We start from the raw sequence: 18,791 nt of genomic DNA on the forward strand, positions 1-18,791 counted from the left end.
CGACCATGTCCGAAGAACCCGTCAGGCGCGCCCGAGCGCGGCGCCGCACCCTTCTCGGGAGCGGCCTCGCCGCTCTTGGGAGCGCTTCTATTCCGGTGGGGGCCGATCCGGCCGCCGCCCAGGACGACCTCCCCGGCAGCGTCACGACGGCGGCCTGGACCGACCCGCCGAACGGCTACCCCGAGTGGAACAACAACCTGGGGATCTTCCAGGTCGGCTCCGAGCCCGCCCACGCCACGTTCATGCCGTACGCCGACCTCCAGCAGGCCCTCAGGGCCGACCGCACCGACTCCCCCTACCGGCTCGGCCTCGACGGCGACTGGCGGTTCCAGCACGCCGGCCGGCCCGCCGACCGCGACACCGAGTTCTGGCGCACCGACCGCGACGACAGCGAGTGGGACACCATGCCGGTGCCCTCCAACTGGCAGCTGGCCGGCTACGACTTCCCGATCTACCTCAACGTCACCTACCCCTGGTGGGGCGCCAACGGCCAGCACGAGAACGCCCAGCCGCCCTTCGCGCCCACCCGGTTCAACCCGGTCGGCCAGTACCGCCGCACCTTCGACCTGCCCGCCGCCTGGCAGGGCCGGCGCGTCCACCTCCACTTCGAAGGCGTCAAGTCCGGCTTCTACCTGTGGGTCAACGGCACCAAGGTCGGCTACCGCGAGGGCTCCTACACGCCCTCCGAGTTCGACATCACCGACCACGTGCGCGCCGGCGCCAACCTCATCGCCGTGGAGGTCTACCGCTTCCCCGACGGCGACTGGCTCGAAGACCAGGACATGATCCGCCTCTCCGGGATCTTCCGGCCGGTCTTCCTGTACTCCCTGCCCGCGGTCCACCTGCGCGACTTCAAGATCGACACGCCGCTGCGCGACAACTACACCAACGCCGACCTGGCCGTCGCCGTCGCCGTGCGCAACCGCGGTGCCCAGCAGACCGGCACCTACACGGTCGAGACCCAGCTCTACGATGCGAACGACCAGCCGGTCTGGCCCGCACCGCTGGCGACGCAGGTCGCCATCGGCTCCGTCCCACCAGGACAGGACGCCACTGCGCGCGGCACCAAAGCCGTCGCGGCCCCGAAGCTCTGGTCCGCCGAGCACCCCCACCTCTACACCGCGGTGCTGCGGCTGCGCGACCCCTCCGGCGCGGTCACCCAGACCGTCTCGGCGCGGATCGGCTTCCGCGAGTTCGCGATCCGCAGCGGCCTCATGCGGATCAACGGCAAACCGGTCTCGCTGCGCGGCACCAACCGGCACGAGATGGACCCCGACCGCGGCGCGGCCCTGACCCGCGAGGACATGGTCCGCGACATCGCGCTCATGAAGCGGCTCAACATCAACGCGATGCGCACCTCCCACTACCCCAACCATCCCGACTGGTACGACCTCGCCGACGAGTACGGCATGTACGTCATGGACGAGGCGAACCTGGAGACGCACGGCATCCGCGACAACTACCCGGCGTCCAACTCGGCCTGGACCGCGGCCGTCCTCGACCGGGCCGCCCAGATGGTCCACCGGGACAAGAACCACCCGTCGGTCGTCATGTGGTCCCTCGGCAACGAGGCCGGCGGCGGCTCCAACTTCGTCGCCATGCGGGACTGGATCAAAGCGGCCGACCCCACCCGGATCGTCCAGTACGAGGGCGACAACCGGGCCTCCGTCAGCGACATCCGCTCCCAGATGTACAACACCGCCGCCGGCATCCGCGACCGCGCCAACGACACCGGCGACACCCGGCCCTACATCCTCGTCGAGTACTCCCACGGCATGGGCAACTCCAACGGCAACCTCAAGGAGTACTGGGACGTCATCCGCCAGTACCCGGTCCTGCAGGGCGGCTACCTCTGGGACTTCACCGACCAGGCACTGCGCTGGCCGATCCCGATGGGCGGCGGGGCGACCTACCTCGCCTACGGCGGCGACTGGGGCGACAACCCCAACGACGGCAACTTCAGCGGCAACGGCATCGTCCTGGCCGACCGCTCGGAGACCGGCAAGTCCGCCGAGGTCAAACGGGTCTACCAGGCGATCAACGCCGCAGCCGGCAGCAACATCGCCGCCGGGGACGTGCGGATCACCAACGAGTTCGCCTTCGCCAACGTCAACGAGTTCACCGGCTCCTGGGCGCTGGTCGCCGACGGCACCGTGATCCAGAGCGGCGCCCTCACCGCCCAGCAGCTCGACGTCGCCCCGCTGTCCAGCAAGGTGATCCAGGTGCCGATCCAGCGTCCGGCCTCGATCCCACCGGGCACCGAGCACTTCCTCGAGCTCTCGTTCAAGCTCAAGACCGCCACGGTCTGGGCGGACGCCGGGCACGAGGTGGCCGCGCAGCAGCTCCCGGTCGACTTCGACAGCCCGCCGGTCGTCCCGGTCCCGCTCGGGAACCTCCCGACGCTGACCGACACCGAGACCGGCGACCGGATCACCGTCACCGGCAGCGGCTTCGCCGTCGCCGTCTCGAAGACGACCGGCGAGATCACCTCGTACGACGCGATGGGGATGCGCCTGGTGAACTCCGGCCCGGTCCCCAACTACTGGCGGGCCCCCACCGACAACGACCGCGGCAACGGCCACCCGAGCCGCAACGGCACCTGGCGGGCCGCCGGACGCAACCGCACCGTCACGGGCGTCGCCGTCGCGCGGCCCTCCGACCGGTCCCGGAGGATCACCGTCACCGGCACCCTCCCGACCAGCACGCAATCGTCGTTCACCTTGACGTACACCGTCTACGGCAACGGCGAGATCAAAGTGGACAGCACGCTGCGACCCGGCTCGTCGAGCCTGCCCTACATCCCGGAGGTCGGCACGATCCTGATCCTGCCCGCCGCCCTGGAGCAGCTGCACTACTACGGGCGCGGCCCCGAGGAGAACCACTGGGACCGCCGCACCGGCTCGGACATCGGCCGGTACTCCTCCACCGTGCGGGACCAGTGGACCGGTTACCTCCGGCCGCAGGAGAACGGCAACAAGACCGACGTCCGCTGGGTCGCCCTGGTCGACGGCTCCGGACGCGGCCTGCTCGCCGCGGGCGACGCGCCGCTGGAGGTGAACGCCTCCCACTACACGCCCGAAGACCTCTCGGGCAGCACCCGGCACGACTACCAGCTGACCCCGCGCCAGGAGGTGGTGCTGCGACTGAACCACCGGCAGACCGGCGTGGGCGGCGACAACAGCTGGGGCGCGCACCCCCTCGACCAGTACAAGCTCTTCCCGAACCGCGACTACTCGTACACCTACCGCCTCAAGCCGCTGCCCGCCGTCGACCAGGCCATGTCCTTGTTCCACCGGCCCACGGAGACCGGCGGCGGCAGCGGCGGGCCGGTCCAGCCGGGCGTGCACTACCGGCTCGTGGCGCAGCACAGCGGGAAGGCCGCCGACATCACCGGTGCCTCCACCGCAGCCGGGGCCGTACTCGTGCAATGGACCGCGAACAGCGGCAACAACCAGCAGTTCGACTTCGTGGACGCCGGGAGCGGGTACTGGCGCATCAGGGCCCGGCACTCCGGCCTGGTGCTCCAGGTGTCGGGCACCGGCACGGGCGCCGACATCACCCAGCAGCCGTCCTCCGGTGCGACGAGCCAGCAGTGGCAGGTCGTCGACCACGGCGGCGGCACGGTCGGATTCGTCAACCGCGCCAGCGGCCTCGCGATGGACGTCTGGAGCGCCTCCACTGCGGACGGTGCGCGCATCTCCCAGTGGAACGCGGGCGGCGGCGCCAACCAGCGCTTCAACCTCCAGCGCATGTGACGCTGAGGGCCGGCGCGCCATCGGCGCGCCGGCCCTCAGCCCAGGTCCGCGTCCTCCGGCTCGGTCACGAGCGCCCCGGTCATGGCCGCGACCAGGTCGTCGGTGGTGGCGTCCGCCGCCCGGAAGCGGGCGGTGCGCCGGCCCAGCCGCATGACCTCGACCCGGTCGGCGATCTCCAGGACCTGCGGCATGTTGTGGCTGACCAGGACGACCGACATCCCGGCGTCGCGGGCCCGGTCGATGACCTCCAGCACGCGCTGGGTCTGGACCACGCCGAGCGCCGCGGTCGGCTCGTCGAGGATCACCACGCTCGTCGCCCAGATGACCGCCCGGGCGACGGCGACGCTCTGGCGCTGGCCGCCCGAGAGCATGGCGATCGGCGTCGTGACGCGCGGAATCCTGACCCCGAGCTGCGCCAGGGCTTCGGCCGCGCCGCGGCGCATCGCGCGCTTGTCGAGCAGGCCGAGCAGTCCCCCGAGTCCGCCGCGCATGATCTCGCGGCCGAGGTAGAGGTTGGCGGCGACGCTGAGGTCGTCGGCGACGGCGAGGTCCTGGTAGACCGTCTCCACGCCCGCCCGCCGGGCATCCACTGGGGAGCCGAAGCGCTCGGGGCTCCCGCCGATGAGGATCTCCCCCTCGTCGTGCGGCTGCGCCCCGGAGAGCACCTTGATCAAGGTGCTCTTCCCGGCGCCGTTGTCGCCGATCAGCGCGACCACCTCGCCCCGGTGGACGGCGAAGTCGGCGCCGCGCAGCGCTTCGACGTGGCCGAAGCGCTTGACGATGCCGCGCGCCTCCAGCACCGGCAGGTCGGCGTTCTCCTCCTCGCTCACTGGTCCACCGGCGGGTTGTCGCAGCTGGGTTCGAGCACGGCCTTGACCTCCTCGGTGTCGATGTTCTCCGGGGTCACGAAGGTGACGCCCGTGTCGGCGGACGCCATCGGGGTGCCCTCCCGGAGGTGCTCCACCATGTTCTGGACGCCGAAGAAGCCCATCCGGAACGGGTTCTGCACCACCAGCGCCGAGATCTGGCCCGCGCGCAGGCCGGCGATCTCGTCCGGGGCGGCGTCCCAGCCGATGATGACGACCTCGCCGGTCCGGCCCGCGGCTTCGACGGCCTGGACGGCGCCGAGGACGCTGGGTTCGTTGGCGGCGAAGATCCCGGCGAGGTCCGGGTTGGCGATGAGGAGGTCCTCGGTGACGCGGCGGGCCTCGTTGACGTCGCTGTGGCTGGGCTGCTGGCCCACCAGGGTCAGGTTGGCGTGCTGGGCGAGTCCTTCGGTGAAGCCCTCGACCCGCTCGGTGTTCGTCTGCGAGCCGGGCTGGAACTCGATGAGGGCCACGTCGTGGTCGCCTTCGCCCAGCGCTTCGGCGAGGAGGTTCGCGGCCTCGGCGGCGCCGGCGCGGTTGTCGGTGGCGTAGAGCGGGACCTCGTCGGGTTGCGGGTCGGTGCCGGAGTCGATCATGGCGACGGGGACGCCGGAGTCGAGCGCCTGCTGGGTCGCGGGGGCGAGGGCCGCGGAGTCCGTTGCGGCGTAGACGATGCCGTCGACGTCCTGGGTGACGAAGTTCTGGATGAGGTTGACCTGGCCCTCGACGTCGGTCTCCGCGGCCACGCCGTCCCAGTTCACCGTGACGTCGCCGTCGAGTTCGGCGGCGCATTCGGCGCCGGCCTGGACGGTGCTCCAGAACTCGTGGCCGACCGCTTTGGGGACGACGGCGAGCTCCAGCGGGCCGTCGGTGGTCGTGTCGCCGCCGTCGCCGGATTCGTCGCGGACCTGGACGCCGCCGCAGGCGCCGGCGGTCATGGCCGCCAGGGCCGCGAGTGCGGCGAGGCCTCTGCGGGTTCTCGTGCTGCTGGACATGGCGTGGTCCTTCCGTCGTGAGCGGTGGTCGGCGGTGGGGTCTCACCCGCGGGCTTCGAGGCGCCGCCGCCGGAACTGGTCGAAGTAGACGGCGGCCCAGATGATGAGGCCGACGATGACCTGCTGGTAGTGGATGTTGATGCCGAGGAGCACGGAGCCGTTGCGGACCACGGCGATGAGGAACGCGCCGATGAGGGTGCCGGCGATGCGGCCCTGGCCGCCGAAGAGGCTGGCGCCGCCGATGACCGCGGCGGCGATGACGTCGAGTTCGAGGCCGATGCCGTAGTTCGGCTGGCCCGAGTTCACGCGGGAGGCCGCGACCATGCCGCCGAGGCCGACGAGCGCGCCGGCGAGCACGTAGACGGCGGTGAGGTTGCGGCGCACGGCGATCCCCGAGCGGCGGGCGGCCTCCATGTTGGAGCCCATGGCGTAGACGTACTGGCCGAAGCGGGACTGCGACAGGAGGTACGCGGCGCCGACGGCGACGACCGCCGTGATGACGATGGCGAAGGGGATGCCGGCGATCTGGCCGTTGCCGAGGAGCTGGAACGATGCGGGCAGGCTGTAGACGCCGACGGCGCCGGTGATGATGAAGACGAGGCCGCGTCCGGCGGACATCATGCCGAGGGTGGCGATGAAGGGCGGGAGCCGCGCGCCGGCGATGAGCAGGCCGTTGGCGAGCCCTGCCGCGGCGCCGACGGCGATCGCGACGACGGTGGCCTCCCACACGGAGAAGCCGAGGTCGCGGACGACGATGGCGCCGACGACGCCGGCCAGCGCGGCGACGGAGCCGACCGAGAGGTCGATGCCCTTCGTGATGATGATCATCGTCTGGGCGACGGCGATGATCGCGATGACGGCGGTCTGGGATCCGATGTTGAACAGGTTGTCGGCGGTGAGGAAGTTGGGGCTGGCGAAGCTGAGGGCGATGAACAGGACGACGAGCGCGGTCGCGGCCGTGAACTCGGAGACGGCGTGGGCGAGGTGTTCCTGGAACCACTCGTGCAGGCGGCCGCGTGTCACCGGGGCCGGTTCGACGTCGGTCGCGGCGGTCTCCGGCTGTCCGGCGTGGGGTTTCCGACGCATGGGCAACGCTGCCTCCTCCTGACCGCGGTCCGCCGCACGGCGGCACAAAGGTCAGACGTATACACGAGCAGTCGTCATCATTTCATGTCGATATCCCTATGGCAAGCGTTCGAGTCCCGTTTCGGGAGGCCGGTCGCGGCGATACGTCGGACGACCTCGCGGGCCTCGCGAGTCCCAGTGGCCCTTCACTTTCCGATGCGGCTGAAGTTCACCGTGTTCATCCACGGCAGGTAGTCCTCGAACGCGGCCTCGACGCGTTCGGGGGTCAGGCCGTAGTCGCCCAGGGCGTACTCGTGCTTGCGGTCGCGGGCGGGGTTGCGCAGGATTCCGCTGAGCCGTTCGCCGTCCTTCTGCGTCCAGGTGAGACCGAGCCGGTCGTACAGCTCGGGGATGACCCGGGTCGGGTCGGAGACCAGCTGGAAGTACGGCACGTCGATCACGTCGCCCAGGTGCTGCTGCCGGAAGCGGCGTCCGGCGTCGACGGTCTTCGGCAGCACGTCGAGGACGAGGTTCCCGATCGCCTCCCGGTCGGGGCGGGTGACGAACAGCGACTGGCACAGGTCGGCGAGGGAGCAGGTGGACCCGATGACGGTGGCCGGGTCGCGGTGCGTCCAGACGACGCGCGCGCCGGGGAAGACCTTCCGGATGGTCGGGAGCTGGCCGAGGTCCATGGGGTACTTGAGGACCCAGCGCCTGCGCTCCCGGCCGTACTGGAGGACCTGCAGGGCCATGCGAAGGTACTCGTAGTCGGGTGTGGTGTCGCGGGCGGCGAACCAGGCCTGGTAGTCGGGCATGGGTGCGTGGAAGAGGACGTGGTAGAGCCCGTGCGGGAGCAGGAACATGGACTCTTCGGGCCGCTCGGGGTCGACGGGGTGCACGTGCCCGAAGTCGGGGGCGTACTTCGTGGCCTGGAACTGCTTCTTCGCGGACCTGACGATCCGCTCGGTGTCCTCCGCCGGCAGTTCGAGGTCGGTGTGGACCATCTCCCACAGGAGCGGGCCGCGGCATTCGGGTGCGGCCGCGAGGATCTGGTGGGCGAGGGTGGTCGCCGTGCGCGGCAGGCCGACGACGAAGACCGGCGATTCGATGCGCTCCCTGGCGATGGCGGGGTCGCGGCGGTGCAGCTCCCGGATGCGCAGCCGGTTCACCAGGCGCGCCTTGGCGTCGAGGATGGAGGTCAGCCAGCCGACCGGGGCCAGCCCGGGGACGCGGGCGGCGCAGGAGACGAGGTACTGGAAGTCGGCGATCCAGGCCTGGTCGTCGGCGTCCGCGCGCAGCCCGGTCGCGTCCTGCGCTTCGCGGACGGCTTTCGCCCACGCGCGCTCGGGGTCGTTCGCGCTTCTGGTCATGGGCCGCAGTGCGGTGTTGATGAAGCGCAGGCGGGCAGTGGTGCGGGAACGGTGCATGGCAGAACCTCCAGGGTGGGGGCCGCCGTTGGTGCGTGCCGGCCGGCGGTCCCGAGGGGTTGGTACCGCGGCGGGCGGGGACGCCCGTTCATGCCGCTGCGGACATTCTGTCAGGTTTCGTCAGCGCGGCAGCAGGGCCCGGACCTGCTCGCGGACTTCGCCGATGATCTCGTCGACGGAGCGGTCGATGTTGACGGTGGCGGCCATGCTGATGAACATGATCGCGGAGACGATGTGCGCCAGGGTGGCGGCGGCGTCGGCGTCGATGCGCGGGTTCCGCTGCAGGACTTGGGCGACCGCGCTCTCGGTCTGGACGATGAGCGAGAGGGCCTCGCGGTGGTGGGGTTCGGCGGGGTCGCCGAAGACCATCTCGCGCAGGTAGGTGCGGCCGTTGTCGATCTGCTTGCGGTTGCACGCCACGACCGGGCCGAGGATCGCCATGACCGCTTCGAGGACGTCGGGGACGTCCTCGGCGGCGGCCTTGCCTTCGATGAGCGCTTCGGCGTAGGTGGAGTTCTGCACGAGCAGGAGCAGCTCGCCCTTGTTCTTGGCGTAGAGGAAGAGGGTGCCGGTGCCGATGTCGGCCTTCTCGGCGACCTGCTGGGTGGTGACCTCGTCGACGCCGTGTTCGGCGAAGAGCTCACTGGCGGCGGCCGTGATGCGGTCGAGCTTTTCCTGCTTGTTCCGCTCACGCCGCCCGATTCGCTGCGGGGCGGCTGTCATGGGTGCGTCCTTCGGGATCTGGCTGGTCTCGGCCGCGAGTGCGGCCGCTTGCCGGGCGGGCCCGGGAGTGCCGCGGGGAATTCTCCCACGGCGGCCCGGGACCGCATGCGCGTGACCGCTCAGCCGTGAGGCTCGGGAAGCGCCCGGCCGTGCTCCACAAAGGTGAGTGCGGTCTCGACCTCGTAGGCGTGGACCGCCGATGCGAACGCGGGAAGCCGCGACGACAGCTCGGCGACCACACCGCCGGTGAAGAACGCCCGCAGCCCGTCCGCATCGGCGAACCCCAGGAGCAGCGAGGCGTGGAACTGCTGGTCGGCGGGGTTGTCGTGGGCGACGTTGGGCGAGTTCCAGAGGCCTCTGCGCCACGGCATGAACACCTGGGTCCGCAGCTCCTTCAGCGCGGCGCCGCGGGCGAGCGCGGGGACGAGCCGGTCGGTGACGACGTTCCGGAAGGCGCCGGTGCCGACGCCCTCCTTCCTCCTGAGGTAGACCAGCGCTCGGGCGCCCGCCCGCTCGCCGGGCTCCGCGACGTCGTACCAGCGGGCCGAGTACGGCGGTCCCGCGTAGAACACGGTGCGCCGGAACAGGTTCACCTCGTCCAGGTGGGCGAGCCTGGTCTGCTCGCGGCCCAGCAGCGGAGAGAGCAGCGACGTCATGGTGACCTCGGCGACCCCGTCGATCCTGCGGCCGGCGGGGATCGCCGTCTCGACGCCGTCGATCGCGGGCCACAGGCCGGGGTTGTCCTCGGCCAGGTGGATCTGGCGGTACTCCTCGAGTCCCGGTGTCGCGCTGATGATCTTGGAGTGCGGGCCCTTCCAGCGGTCCATGCCCTGCCGGCGGGGCCGGTCCTCGCGCATCCACAGCGGGATCGAGGAGACGAACGGCTTCCTGGTGTAACGCAGTGCGCGTGTCATGGTCCGGCCTCATCGGTTCAGGAACTCGGCGGCGACGGGCGCGAAGTCCTGGTGGTACTGGAAGATCCCGCCGTGACCGGAGTTCGGGTAGATGACCAGTTCGGAGCCGCTGATGCGGCGGTGCAGGTCCTCCGAGAGGACCGAGGGCACCATGCGGTCGTGGTCGCCGTTGGCGATCAAGGTCGGCTGGGTGAACTTCGAGAGGTCGTGCGGTTCCCCGCGCCCGTACTGCTTGATGGCCTTCAGCTGCGTCTGGAAGCCCTTCGTCTTCATCGGCGCGTCGCGCCCTTCGGTGCGCGCACCGGTGGTCCGCTCGACGTACGCCTTCGCGGCGAGCTTGCCGGCGGCGTCGCGGTTGAAGAACAGGAACTCCCGCGGATCCGACCTCGTCAGCGTCGCCCTCAGGATGTCGAGGTAGGTGACTCCGGCGACCTTGTCGATGTCCTTGCCGCCCTTGGGGCCCGTGCCGGTGAGGACCAGCCGGCGGACCAGGTCCGGGTGCTCGGCGATGAGCGCTTGGGCGATCATGCCGCCCAGTGAGAAGGAGAAGACGTTGATCTGGTCGAAGCCTAGCGCCGTGATGAACGCGTAGGCGTCGTCGGCCATCGCCTCGATGCTGTCCGGCACCTCCCCGGTGGAGGCGCCGACGCCGCGCTGGTCGAAGGTGATGACATGGCGGTCCTTCGCGATCGCGTCCACGATCCGCGGGTCCCAGTAGTCGAGGGTCGCGGCCAGGTGGACGAAGAAGACGACCGGGATGCCGCCCTTCGGCCCCAGCTCGCGGTAGACGAAGGTGACGCCGTTCGCGGTGACGGTGTTCGTCGGCGCCTCGATGTACGAAGCGACAGGCTTGTCGTGCATGTTCATGGTTACTCCCCGTAGATGGTTGAGCGTACTGTCGGTCTGCGGCCAGGTCAGGCGGTTGCGACGGCTTTGCCTCGGATGCCGCCCCGCTCCAGGGCGTCGAGGGCCTCCGGAAGCTGGTCGAAGGAGACCGACTTGCCGACGATCGGGCGCAGCGCGCCGCCGTCGATGAGGGCGGTGATCTCGCCGAGCTGCGCGCCGCTGGCGCGCATGAAGAGGAACTCGTAGGTCACGCCGAGCTTCTTGGCCTGGCGGCGGATCCCGGCGCTCATGGCGGTGACCGCCAGACGCACCACCGGGTTGGCGCCGAGCTCGCGCGCGGTGGCCGCATCCGGAGGACCTGCGATGCTGATCGCCTTGCCTCCGGGGCGCAGCACGCGCAGGGACTTCTCGAGGTTCTCGCCGCCGAGGCTGTCCAGCACCAGGTCGTACCCGCCCAGCAGCTGCTCGAAGTCCTGGGTGCGGTAGTCGATCACGATGTCGGCGCCGAGCTCGCGCACGAAGTCCGCGTTGGCGGCGCTGGCCGTGGTGGCGACCTGGGCGCCCAGGTGCTTGGCGAGCTGGATCGCGATCGACCCGACGCCGCCGGCGCCGGCGTGGACGAGGACCTTCTGCCCCGCCTGCACGCGCCCCTTCTCGACGAGGGCCTGCCATGCGGTCAGCGCGACCAGCGGCAGCGAACCGGCTTCCTCCATGGTGACCGATCGCGGCTTGAGGGCCAGGTCGTCCTCGGCGACGGCGATGCGCTCGGCGAACGTTCCGATGCGGTCCTTGCCGGGCCGGGCGTAGACCTGGTCGCCGAGGTCGAAGCCGCGGACCTTGGAACCGACGCCGATGACGGTGCCGGCGAGGTCGTTGCCGAGGACGAGCGGCAGCCGGTACGGCAGGATCGCCTTGAGCTCGCCGATCCGGATCTTCTCGTCGAGGGGATTGAGCCCGGCGGCCTGGACCTCGACGAGCACGTCGCGGTCACCGACCTGCGGCTCGGCGACCTCTGCGAGCCGCATCGGGTCCTTGTACTTGTCGACGACGAACGCTTTCACGATCCCTGCTCCTGTTCCGTTTCCCGGTCCACCCATTTTTATGAGTGAACTCAAGTATGACTCCACTCAGAAATTCTGTCAAGGGAATCGCAGTGTGAGCCACAAGGCCGTCCCGGCGCCTGAAACCCAGTGGATCGATGACCGGGGGCGACGGCACACTGTTCGACGTGATCGAAGTTCGTGCACTCGGCGCCGAGGACTGGCGGCTGTGGCGAGACCTGCGCCTGGCCGCGCTCGGTGAGGCGCCGTATGCGTTCGCCTCCCGCCTCGCCGACTGGCAGGGGCCCTCGGGCACCGAGGAGCGCTGGCGCGCGCGCCTGTCCGGGTCGAACACGCACGACCTCGTCGCCGAGGACCGCGGCACCCCGGTCGGCATGGCCAGCGGCATCGAGACCGCAGACCCGGCCGCCGTCGCACTCATCGCCATGTGGGTGGCGCCCCAGGCCCGCGGTCGCGGCGTCGGCGACGCCCTGATCGCGGCGGTCGAGCAGTGGGCGCGCCGATCAGGGGCGCGCAGCCTGCTCCTGTCCGTGGCCGCGGGCAACACCGCCGCCGCGGCGCTCTACCGGCGCAACGGGTTCCGCGACCTGCAGGGTACGCAGGACGCCGACGGGACCCGGCAGTTGGAGAAGGCCCTCTAGACCCGGCGCGGCACCGCGAATCGCGGGCCGCGGACGGTCACCGCCTCCGGCGCGAACGGTCCGTGCGGCGGTCCGGCGCGGGTTCCTGCGCGCCGGTCAGCGCGGCGAGTCGAGGGTCGCGCAGGTGCGCGAACCGTGTCGCCGCTTCGTGACCGAACTGGAATCCTTCCCGCTTGACAACCCCTCCAGCCCGAAGCACTATGGTTCGCGTTGATTGTTTACGTAAACATTTTGTTATCGGCTGAAGGAGTGCTCCGTGACCGCAATCGCCGAGACGCCCGCGTCGCCGGCGGCGAGCGCCCTCCCGCGCCGGCGCCGCAGAGGGCGGCGCTGGACCGGATGGCTGTTCGTCGGTCCGTTCATAGCCGTGTTCGCGCTGGTCTTCCTCGCCCCCATCGCCTACTCGATCTACCTCTCCGTGTTCCGCACCCAGATGGTGGGCGGCACCAGGTTCGTCGGCCTCGAGAACTACGCGCGGGCGCTCCAGGACGCCCAGTTCTGGGAGGGCCTCGGCAGGGTCAGCCTCTTCCTGGTCGTCCAGGTCCCGATCATGCTCGGCATCGCCCTGCTCGTTGCCCTCGCGATCGACAGCGGGCGCCTCTGGGGCCGCGACTTCTTCCGCGTCGCCGTCTTCATGCCCTACGCGGTCCCCGCCGTCGTGGCGACCCTCATGTGGGGCTTCATGTACGGCACGCGGTTCGGCCTCGTGGCCAACCTCAACGACGCGTTCGGCACCGACCTGCCCGACCCCCTCTCCCCCGGCCTCGTGCTCGCCTCGATCGGCAACATCGTGACCTGGGAGTTCGTTGGCTACAACATGCTCATCTTCTACGCCGCGCTGCGCGTCGTCCCGCACTCGCTCTACGAGGCCGCGGCGATCGACGGCGCCGGGGAGTGGCGCGTCATCACCGCGATCAAGCTGCCCGCGATCCGCGGCGCCATGGTCGTGGCCACCATCTTCTCGATCATCGGCAGCTACCAGCTGTTCAACGAGCCGACCATCCTGCAGTCACTGGCGCCCAACGCCATCACGACCGCGTTCACGCCCAACCTGTACGCCTACTCGCTCTCGTTCTCCGGGCAGCAGTACAACTACTCCGCGACGGTCGCCATCATCATGGGCCTGGTCACCATGGCGGTCGCCTACGCGGTCCAGCTGCGCGGCATGCGCAAGGAGCAGTGACATGACGACCTCCACCGTGAAGCGCGCACCGCGCCTGCGCCCGCAGCGCCGCTCCCTCACCAAGCCCCGGCGCAGCCCGCTGCTGACGGCGCTGACCCTCATCGTGCTGGTGTACTCGCTGGCCCCGCTGGCCTGGCTGTTCATCAACGCCACCAAGACCCAGGCGGACCTGTTCGCCTCCTTCGGACTGTGGTTCGGCGGCGACTTCGCGCTGTGGGACAACATCCAGCAGACCCTCGCCTACGACGACGGCGTCTTCGGCCGCTGGTTCGCCAACACCGTGCTCTACGTGGTGGCCGGCGCGGGCGGCGCCACGTTCCTGGCCGTCCTCGGCGGGTACGCACTGGCGAAGTTCGACTTCCCGGGCAGGCGCGGCGTGTTCGCCCTCGTCATCGGGGCCGTGGCCGTGCCCGGCACGGCGCTGGCGGTCCCGACGTTCCTCATGTTCAGCCAGATGGGCCTGACGAACACACCGTGGGCCGTCATCATCCCGTCCCTGATCTCGCCGTTCGGGCTCTACCTCATGTGGGTGTTCGCCGCCGAGTCGATCCCGGCCGAGCTGCTCGAGGCCGCCCGCATGGACGGCGCCGGGGAGTTCCGCACCTTCTTCCAGATCAGCCTGCCGCTCCTGGCGCCCGGCACCGTCACGGTGCTGCTGTTCACCACCGTCGCGACCTGGAACAACTACTTCCTGCCGCTGATCATGCTGCGCGACTCCGACTGGTACCCGCTCACGCTGGGCCTCAACGCCTGGAACGCGCAGGCCTCGACCGCCGGCGGCGAGGCGATCTTCAACCTCGTGATCACCGGCTCCCTGCTGACCATCCTGCCGCTCCTCGCGGCGTTCCTCCTGCTCCAGCGCTACTGGCAGTCGGGACTGACGCTCGGGAGCGTGAAGGAGTGAACGGCCGGCACCCACAGTCCACAGGCGGGGCCTCCGGCACCGCCCGACCATCACACGATGAAGTGAGAGACCAATGAGCACACGACCGCGCCGCGCCCTGGCCGGCACCGCCGTCGCCGGGCTGCTGGCCCTGGGGCTGACCGCCTGCGGCGGCGGCCCCGAGGAGCAAGGGCCCGTCGACACCGCCTCGGCCCTCGAGAAGGGCGGCGAGATCACCGTCTGGGCCTGGGAGCCCACACTCGAGGCCGTCGTCGCCGACTTCGAGGCGAAGTACCCGAACGTCACGGTCAACCTCGAGAACGTCGGCACCGGCAACGACCAGTACACGGCGCTGCAGAACGCGATCTCCGCCGGCGACGGCGTGCCCGACGTCGCGCAGATCGAGTACTACGCCGTGCCGCAGTTCGCCATCTCCGAGTCGCTCACCGACCTCGGCCCGCTCGGCGCGTCCGAACTGGACGGCACCTTCAGCACCGGCCCGTGGGACTCGGTCCACAGCGGCGAGGGCCTCTACGGCCTGCCGATGGACTCGGGGCCGATGGCGCTGTTCTACAACCAGGAGGTCTTCGACCGCCTCGGCGTCGCCGTGCCGACCACCTGGGACGAGTACCTCGAAGCCGCCCGCGCGATCCACGCGGCCGACCCGAACGCGTACATCACCAACGACATCGGCGACGCGGGCTTCGCCACCAGCATGATCTGGCAGGCCGGCGGGCAGCCCTACCAGGTGGACGGCACCGAGGTCGGCGTCGACTTCGCCGACGAGGGCACCAAGGCCTTCACCGCCATGTGGCAGCAGCTGATCGACGAGGAACTCCTCGCCCCGGTCGGCTCCTGGAGCGACGAGTGGTACCAGGGCCTCGGCGGCGGCACGATCGCCTCGCTCACCATCGGCGCCTGGATGCCCGCCAACCTCGAATCCGGTGTGCCGCAGGGCTCCGGCGCCTGGCGCGTGGCCGAGATGCCGCAGTGGGAGGCCGGCGCGCACGCCACCTCCGAGAACGGCGGATCCTCGCTGGCCGTCCCCGCGGCGAGCGCGAACAGCGCCCTGGCCTACGCGTTCACCGAGTACGCCACCACCGGCGAGGGCGCGCAGACCCGCGTCGACGGCGGCGCCTTCCCGGCGACCACCGAGCAGCTCGAGTCCGCCGACTTCCGCGGCAAGGAGTTCGAGTACTTCGGCGGGCAGAAGGTCAACGAGATCCTCGCCGACTCGGCGGCTAACGTCGTCGAGGGCTGGCAGTACCTGCCGTTCCAGGTCTACGCGAACTCGATCTTCAACGACACGGTCGGGCAGGCGTACGTCAGCGACACGACCCTCGACGAAGGCTTGGCCGCCTGGCAGGAGCAGTGCACCACGTACGGCTCCGACCAGGGCTTCACCATGGGCTAGACCCCAGACCGAACCCGGCTCCGCCCGACCCCCCGCGAACCGGGGAGGCCGGGCGGAGCCGCGCCGACCGAGCCGAACCCTCCCACCACCGTTTGGAGACCTCCATGCCGACATTCGAGATCGGCGAGCAGGACTTCCTGCTCGACCACCGCCCCCACCAGGTGATCAGCGGCGCCCTGCACTACTTCCGGGTCCACCCCGACCTCTGGGCCGACCGCATCCGCAAGGCGAAGCTCATGGGCCTCAACACCATCGAGACCTACGTGCCGTGGAACTTCCACTCCCCCGAGCCCGAGGTCTTCGACCTGACCGGCCGGCGCGACCTCGGCCGGTTCCTCGACCTCGTCGCGGACGCGGGCCTGCACGCGATCGTGCGGCCCGGCCCTTACATCTGCGCGGAGTGGGACGGCGGCGGACTGCCGGCCTGGCTCTCCGCCGACGAGGGCGTGGGCATGCGCCGGTACGAGCCGCGGTTCATGGCGGCGGTCGGGTACTACCTCGAGCGGCTCCTGCCCGTGGTCGCCGAACGCCAGGTCACCCGCGGCGGGCCGGTCCTCATGGTCCAGATCGAGAACGAGTACGGCGCGTACGGCGACGACCCGGCGCCCGACCGGGAGCGCTACCTCCGCGCGCTGGTCGACCTCACTCGCGCCCAGGGCATCGAGGTGCCGCTGTTCACGTGCGACCAGGCCGACGACGCGATGCTCACCCGCGGCGGCCTCCCCGAGCTGCACAAGACCGCGACCTTCGGCTCCCGCAGCACCGAGCGGCTGGCGACGCTGCGCCGCCACCAGCCCACCGGGCCGCTGATGTGCATGGAGTTCTGGAACGGCTGGTTCGACTCCTGGGGCATGGAGCACCACCTCGCGCCGTCCGAGACGAACGCGCGCGACCTCGACGAGCTGCTCGCCGCGGGAGGATCGGTCAACCTCTACATGTTCCACGGCGGCACCAACTTCGGTTTCACCAACGGCGCCAACGACAAAGGCCTGTACCGTCCGATCGCGACCTCGTACGACTACGACGCGCCCCTGGCCGAGCACGGCGCCGTCACCGAGAAGTACCACGCGATGCGGTCAGTGATCAACAAGCACGCCCCGGTGCCCGACGAGCTTCCCGAGCCGCCCGCACCCGCGCCGGCGTTCGACGTGGCGCTCACCGAGCACCTGCCCCTGGGCGAGGCGGCCGAGCTGCTGGAGCCGATGCGCTTCTTCGGCCCCGCACCGACCATGGACGCGATGCGGCAGTGGTCCGGGTTCGCGCTGTACCGGACGCGGGTGCGCGCCGACGACGCGGTGCTGGTGGTCGACGAGATCCGCGACCGCGCCGTCGTCATGCTCGACGGCGAACCCGTCGGGGTCCTGGACCGCGGCACCCACACCCGCGCGATCGCGCTGCCGGAACGCGACGGCCTGCTGGAACTCCTCATCGAGGACCAGGGCCGGGTCAACTACGGTCCGCGCATCGGGGAACCGAAGGGCCTCATCGGAAGCGCGCGCACGGCGACGCGCACCCTCACCGAGTGGGAGGCGGCGCCGCTCGCGCTCGAGCGCGCCCCCGAACGCCTGGCCGCCCGCCCCTGGCGGGAGGGGCCCGCGGGAGTTCCGCTGGCGGGGCCCGTCCTCGCGCGCGGCGTCTTCGACACCGTCGCCGGCGCCGACCACCACCTGCGGCTCGTGGGCTGGACCAAGGGGCTCGCGTGGATCAACGGCGAGCTGCTCGGCCGCTTCTGGAGCGCGGGCCCGACCGGCACGCTGTACGTGCCCGGCCCGCTCCTGCGCGAGCGCGGCAACGAGCTCGTGGTCCTCGAACTCCACGGCGCGGCAACGCGGACGGCGAGCTTCACCGAGGCCCCCGACCTCGGCGTCACATCGCTCTGACCCGGGCCCTGCCGGTGTGAGCGGCCGGCAGCGCCCGGGCGGCGGTATCCTCAAGGACGAATGGCCGGCGACAGCAAAAGTGAGCGTTCCCATGGATGACGGTGAGGCTTCGGGGAAGCGCGCGCGGTCCAAGTCGAAGCCTTCGATGTTCGACGTGGCGGTCCTCGCGGGCGTCTCCGCCCAGACCGTCTCGCGGGTGTCGATGGGCGCCGAGAACGTGCGCCCCGCGACGCGGGACAAGGTCCTCGCCGCCATGTCAGAGCTGGGGTACTCCCCGAACTCGGCCGCCCGGGCGCTGCGCTACGGCACGTTCCAGACCATCGGGGTCATCACCCACAAGTTCAGCCGCACCGGCGAGTCCCGGACCGTCGAGGCCATCGTCGAGGCGGCCCGGAGCGCGCAGTACACCGTCACGCTGGTCGACGTGGAGAGTCCGGTGTCGACGGAGGTCTCCGACGCCGTCACCCGGCTCTCCAACCAGTCGATCGACGGGCTGGTGATCATCCGGGCCGAATCGGTGACTCCGGCGACGCTCTCCATACCGGCCGGGCTTCCGGTCGTCGTCTCGGACTCGCGCTTCGTCGGCCACCACCCCGCCGTCGGCGCCGACCAGTTCGCGGGCTCGCAGCGGGCCACCGAACTCCTGCTCGGACTCGGCCACCGCACGGTCCATCACGTCGCCGGACCCGACAGCTCCGGCCCCTCGCAGCTGCGCATCGACGGATGGCGCGCCGCGCTCGACCGGGCCGGACGACCGGCGCCGCCGATCATCCGGGGCGACTGGACGGGCCGGTCCGGCTACGAGGCCGGGAAGCGGATCGCCCGCGACGGGGAGGCTACGGCGGTCTTCTGCGCGAACGACGAGACGGCGATCGGCGTCATGCACGCCCTCCACGAGGCCGGCCGCCGCGTCCCCGCCGACGTCTCAGTGGTGGGGTTCGACGACATCGCCCTCGCGGCCGACGTCTGGCCCCCGCTCACCACGGTGCGCCAGGACTTCGCGCAGATCGGCGAGCGCCTGCTCGAACTGCTCCTGCGCCAGATCCGCAACGGCGAGCGGCTCGAAGACGTGCACGAGACCGTCCCGGTCGAACTCATCGTGCGCGAGAGCACCGCGCCCCCCGCCGCCTGAGGCAGC

15 protein-coding genes are annotated in these 18,791 nt (G+C 70.7%); 7 read left to right on the forward strand and 8 right to left on the reverse strand.

The features are described from left to right. Positions 1-5: 5 nt before the first annotated feature. Positions 6-3,755, forward strand: coding sequence for a beta-galactosidase, LacZ type (gene lacZ, locus QWI33_RS22580; RefSeq protein ID WP_289959181.1), 3,750 nt, complete (start codon positions 6-8; stop codon positions 3,753-3,755). A 35-nt stretch (positions 3,756-3,790) separates the two neighbouring features. On the opposite strand, the gene QWI33_RS22585 is transcribed toward lacZ, so the two are convergent. The 8 genes from QWI33_RS22585 to QWI33_RS22620 form a co-directional block, all read right to left on the reverse strand. Beyond that, positions 3,791-4,585 carry an ATP-binding cassette domain-containing protein gene (locus QWI33_RS22585; protein WP_289959182.1) on the reverse strand — a complete coding sequence of 265 codons (795 nt, stop codon included), beginning with the start codon at positions 4,583-4,585 and terminating at the stop codon, positions 3,791-3,793. Beyond that, positions 4,582-5,616, reverse strand: coding sequence for an ABC transporter substrate-binding protein (locus tag QWI33_RS22590; RefSeq protein ID WP_289959183.1), 1,035 nt, complete (start codon positions 5,614-5,616; stop codon positions 4,582-4,584). The genes QWI33_RS22585 and QWI33_RS22590 overlap by 4 nt, the downstream gene beginning before the upstream one ends. A 42-nt stretch (positions 5,617-5,658) precedes the next feature. Beyond that, the gene (locus tag QWI33_RS22595) at positions 5,659-6,702 is read right to left on the reverse strand and encodes an ABC transporter permease (RefSeq protein WP_289959184.1); all 1,044 of its coding nucleotides are present in this window, start codon (positions 6,700-6,702) and stop codon (positions 5,659-5,661) included. Positions 6,703-6,887: 185 nt separating this feature from the next. Next, entirely contained in the window at positions 6,888-8,108 is a 1,221-nt protein-coding gene (locus tag QWI33_RS22600) for a sulfotransferase family protein (RefSeq protein ID WP_289959185.1), read from the reverse strand. Between the two features lie 120 nt (positions 8,109-8,228). After that, positions 8,229-8,831, reverse strand: coding sequence for a TetR/AcrR family transcriptional regulator (locus QWI33_RS22605; protein ID WP_289959186.1), 603 nt, complete (start codon positions 8,829-8,831; stop codon positions 8,229-8,231). Positions 8,832-8,950: 119 nt separating this feature from the next. Then, complete coding sequence (locus QWI33_RS22610; RefSeq protein ID WP_289959187.1) at positions 8,951-9,745, reverse strand: hypothetical protein; 795 nt, start codon at positions 9,743-9,745, stop codon at positions 8,951-8,953. Between the two features lie 9 nt (positions 9,746-9,754). Continuing rightward, complete coding sequence (locus QWI33_RS22615) at positions 9,755-10,612, reverse strand: alpha/beta fold hydrolase (RefSeq protein WP_289959188.1); 858 nt, start codon at positions 10,610-10,612, stop codon at positions 9,755-9,757. 47 nt (positions 10,613-10,659) lie between these two features. After that, on the reverse strand, positions 10,660-11,652 hold the full coding sequence (locus QWI33_RS22620; RefSeq protein ID WP_289959189.1) for an NADP-dependent oxidoreductase: 993 nt from the start codon (positions 11,650-11,652) through the stop codon (positions 10,660-10,662). 167 nt (positions 11,653-11,819) lie between these two features. Here QWI33_RS22620 and QWI33_RS22625 point away from each other — a divergent pair, with 167 nt between their 5' ends. From QWI33_RS22625 to QWI33_RS22650, 6 genes are all read left to right on the forward strand, one after another. Then, complete coding sequence (locus QWI33_RS22625; protein ID WP_289959190.1) at positions 11,820-12,293, forward strand: GNAT family N-acetyltransferase; 474 nt, start codon at positions 11,820-11,822, stop codon at positions 12,291-12,293. A 265-nt stretch (positions 12,294-12,558) separates the two neighbouring features. After that, positions 12,559-13,476, forward strand: a complete 918-nt coding sequence (locus QWI33_RS22630) for a carbohydrate ABC transporter permease (RefSeq protein ID WP_353895544.1) — start codon at positions 12,559-12,561, stop codon at positions 13,474-13,476. Between the two features lies 1 nt (position 13,477). Then, positions 13,478-14,380 (forward strand): carbohydrate ABC transporter permease, encoded by a 903-nt coding sequence (locus tag QWI33_RS22635; protein WP_289959192.1) that lies wholly within the window; start codon positions 13,478-13,480, stop codon positions 14,378-14,380. Between the two features lie 73 nt (positions 14,381-14,453). After that, positions 14,454-15,773, forward strand: a complete 1,320-nt coding sequence (locus tag QWI33_RS22640; RefSeq protein ID WP_289959193.1) for an ABC transporter substrate-binding protein — start codon at positions 14,454-14,456, stop codon at positions 15,771-15,773. Between the two features lie 104 nt (positions 15,774-15,877). After that, a complete protein-coding gene (locus tag QWI33_RS22645; RefSeq protein ID WP_289959194.1) occupies positions 15,878-17,653 on the forward strand; it encodes a glycoside hydrolase family 35 protein in 1,776 nt (591 codons plus the stop codon). A 91-nt stretch (positions 17,654-17,744) separates the two neighbouring features. Beyond that, positions 17,745-18,785 (forward strand): LacI family DNA-binding transcriptional regulator, encoded by a 1,041-nt coding sequence (locus QWI33_RS22650; protein ID WP_289959195.1) that lies wholly within the window; start codon positions 17,745-17,747, stop codon positions 18,783-18,785. Positions 18,786-18,791: the final 6 nt, after the last annotated feature.

The organism is Glycomyces tritici, from assembly GCF_030403505.1.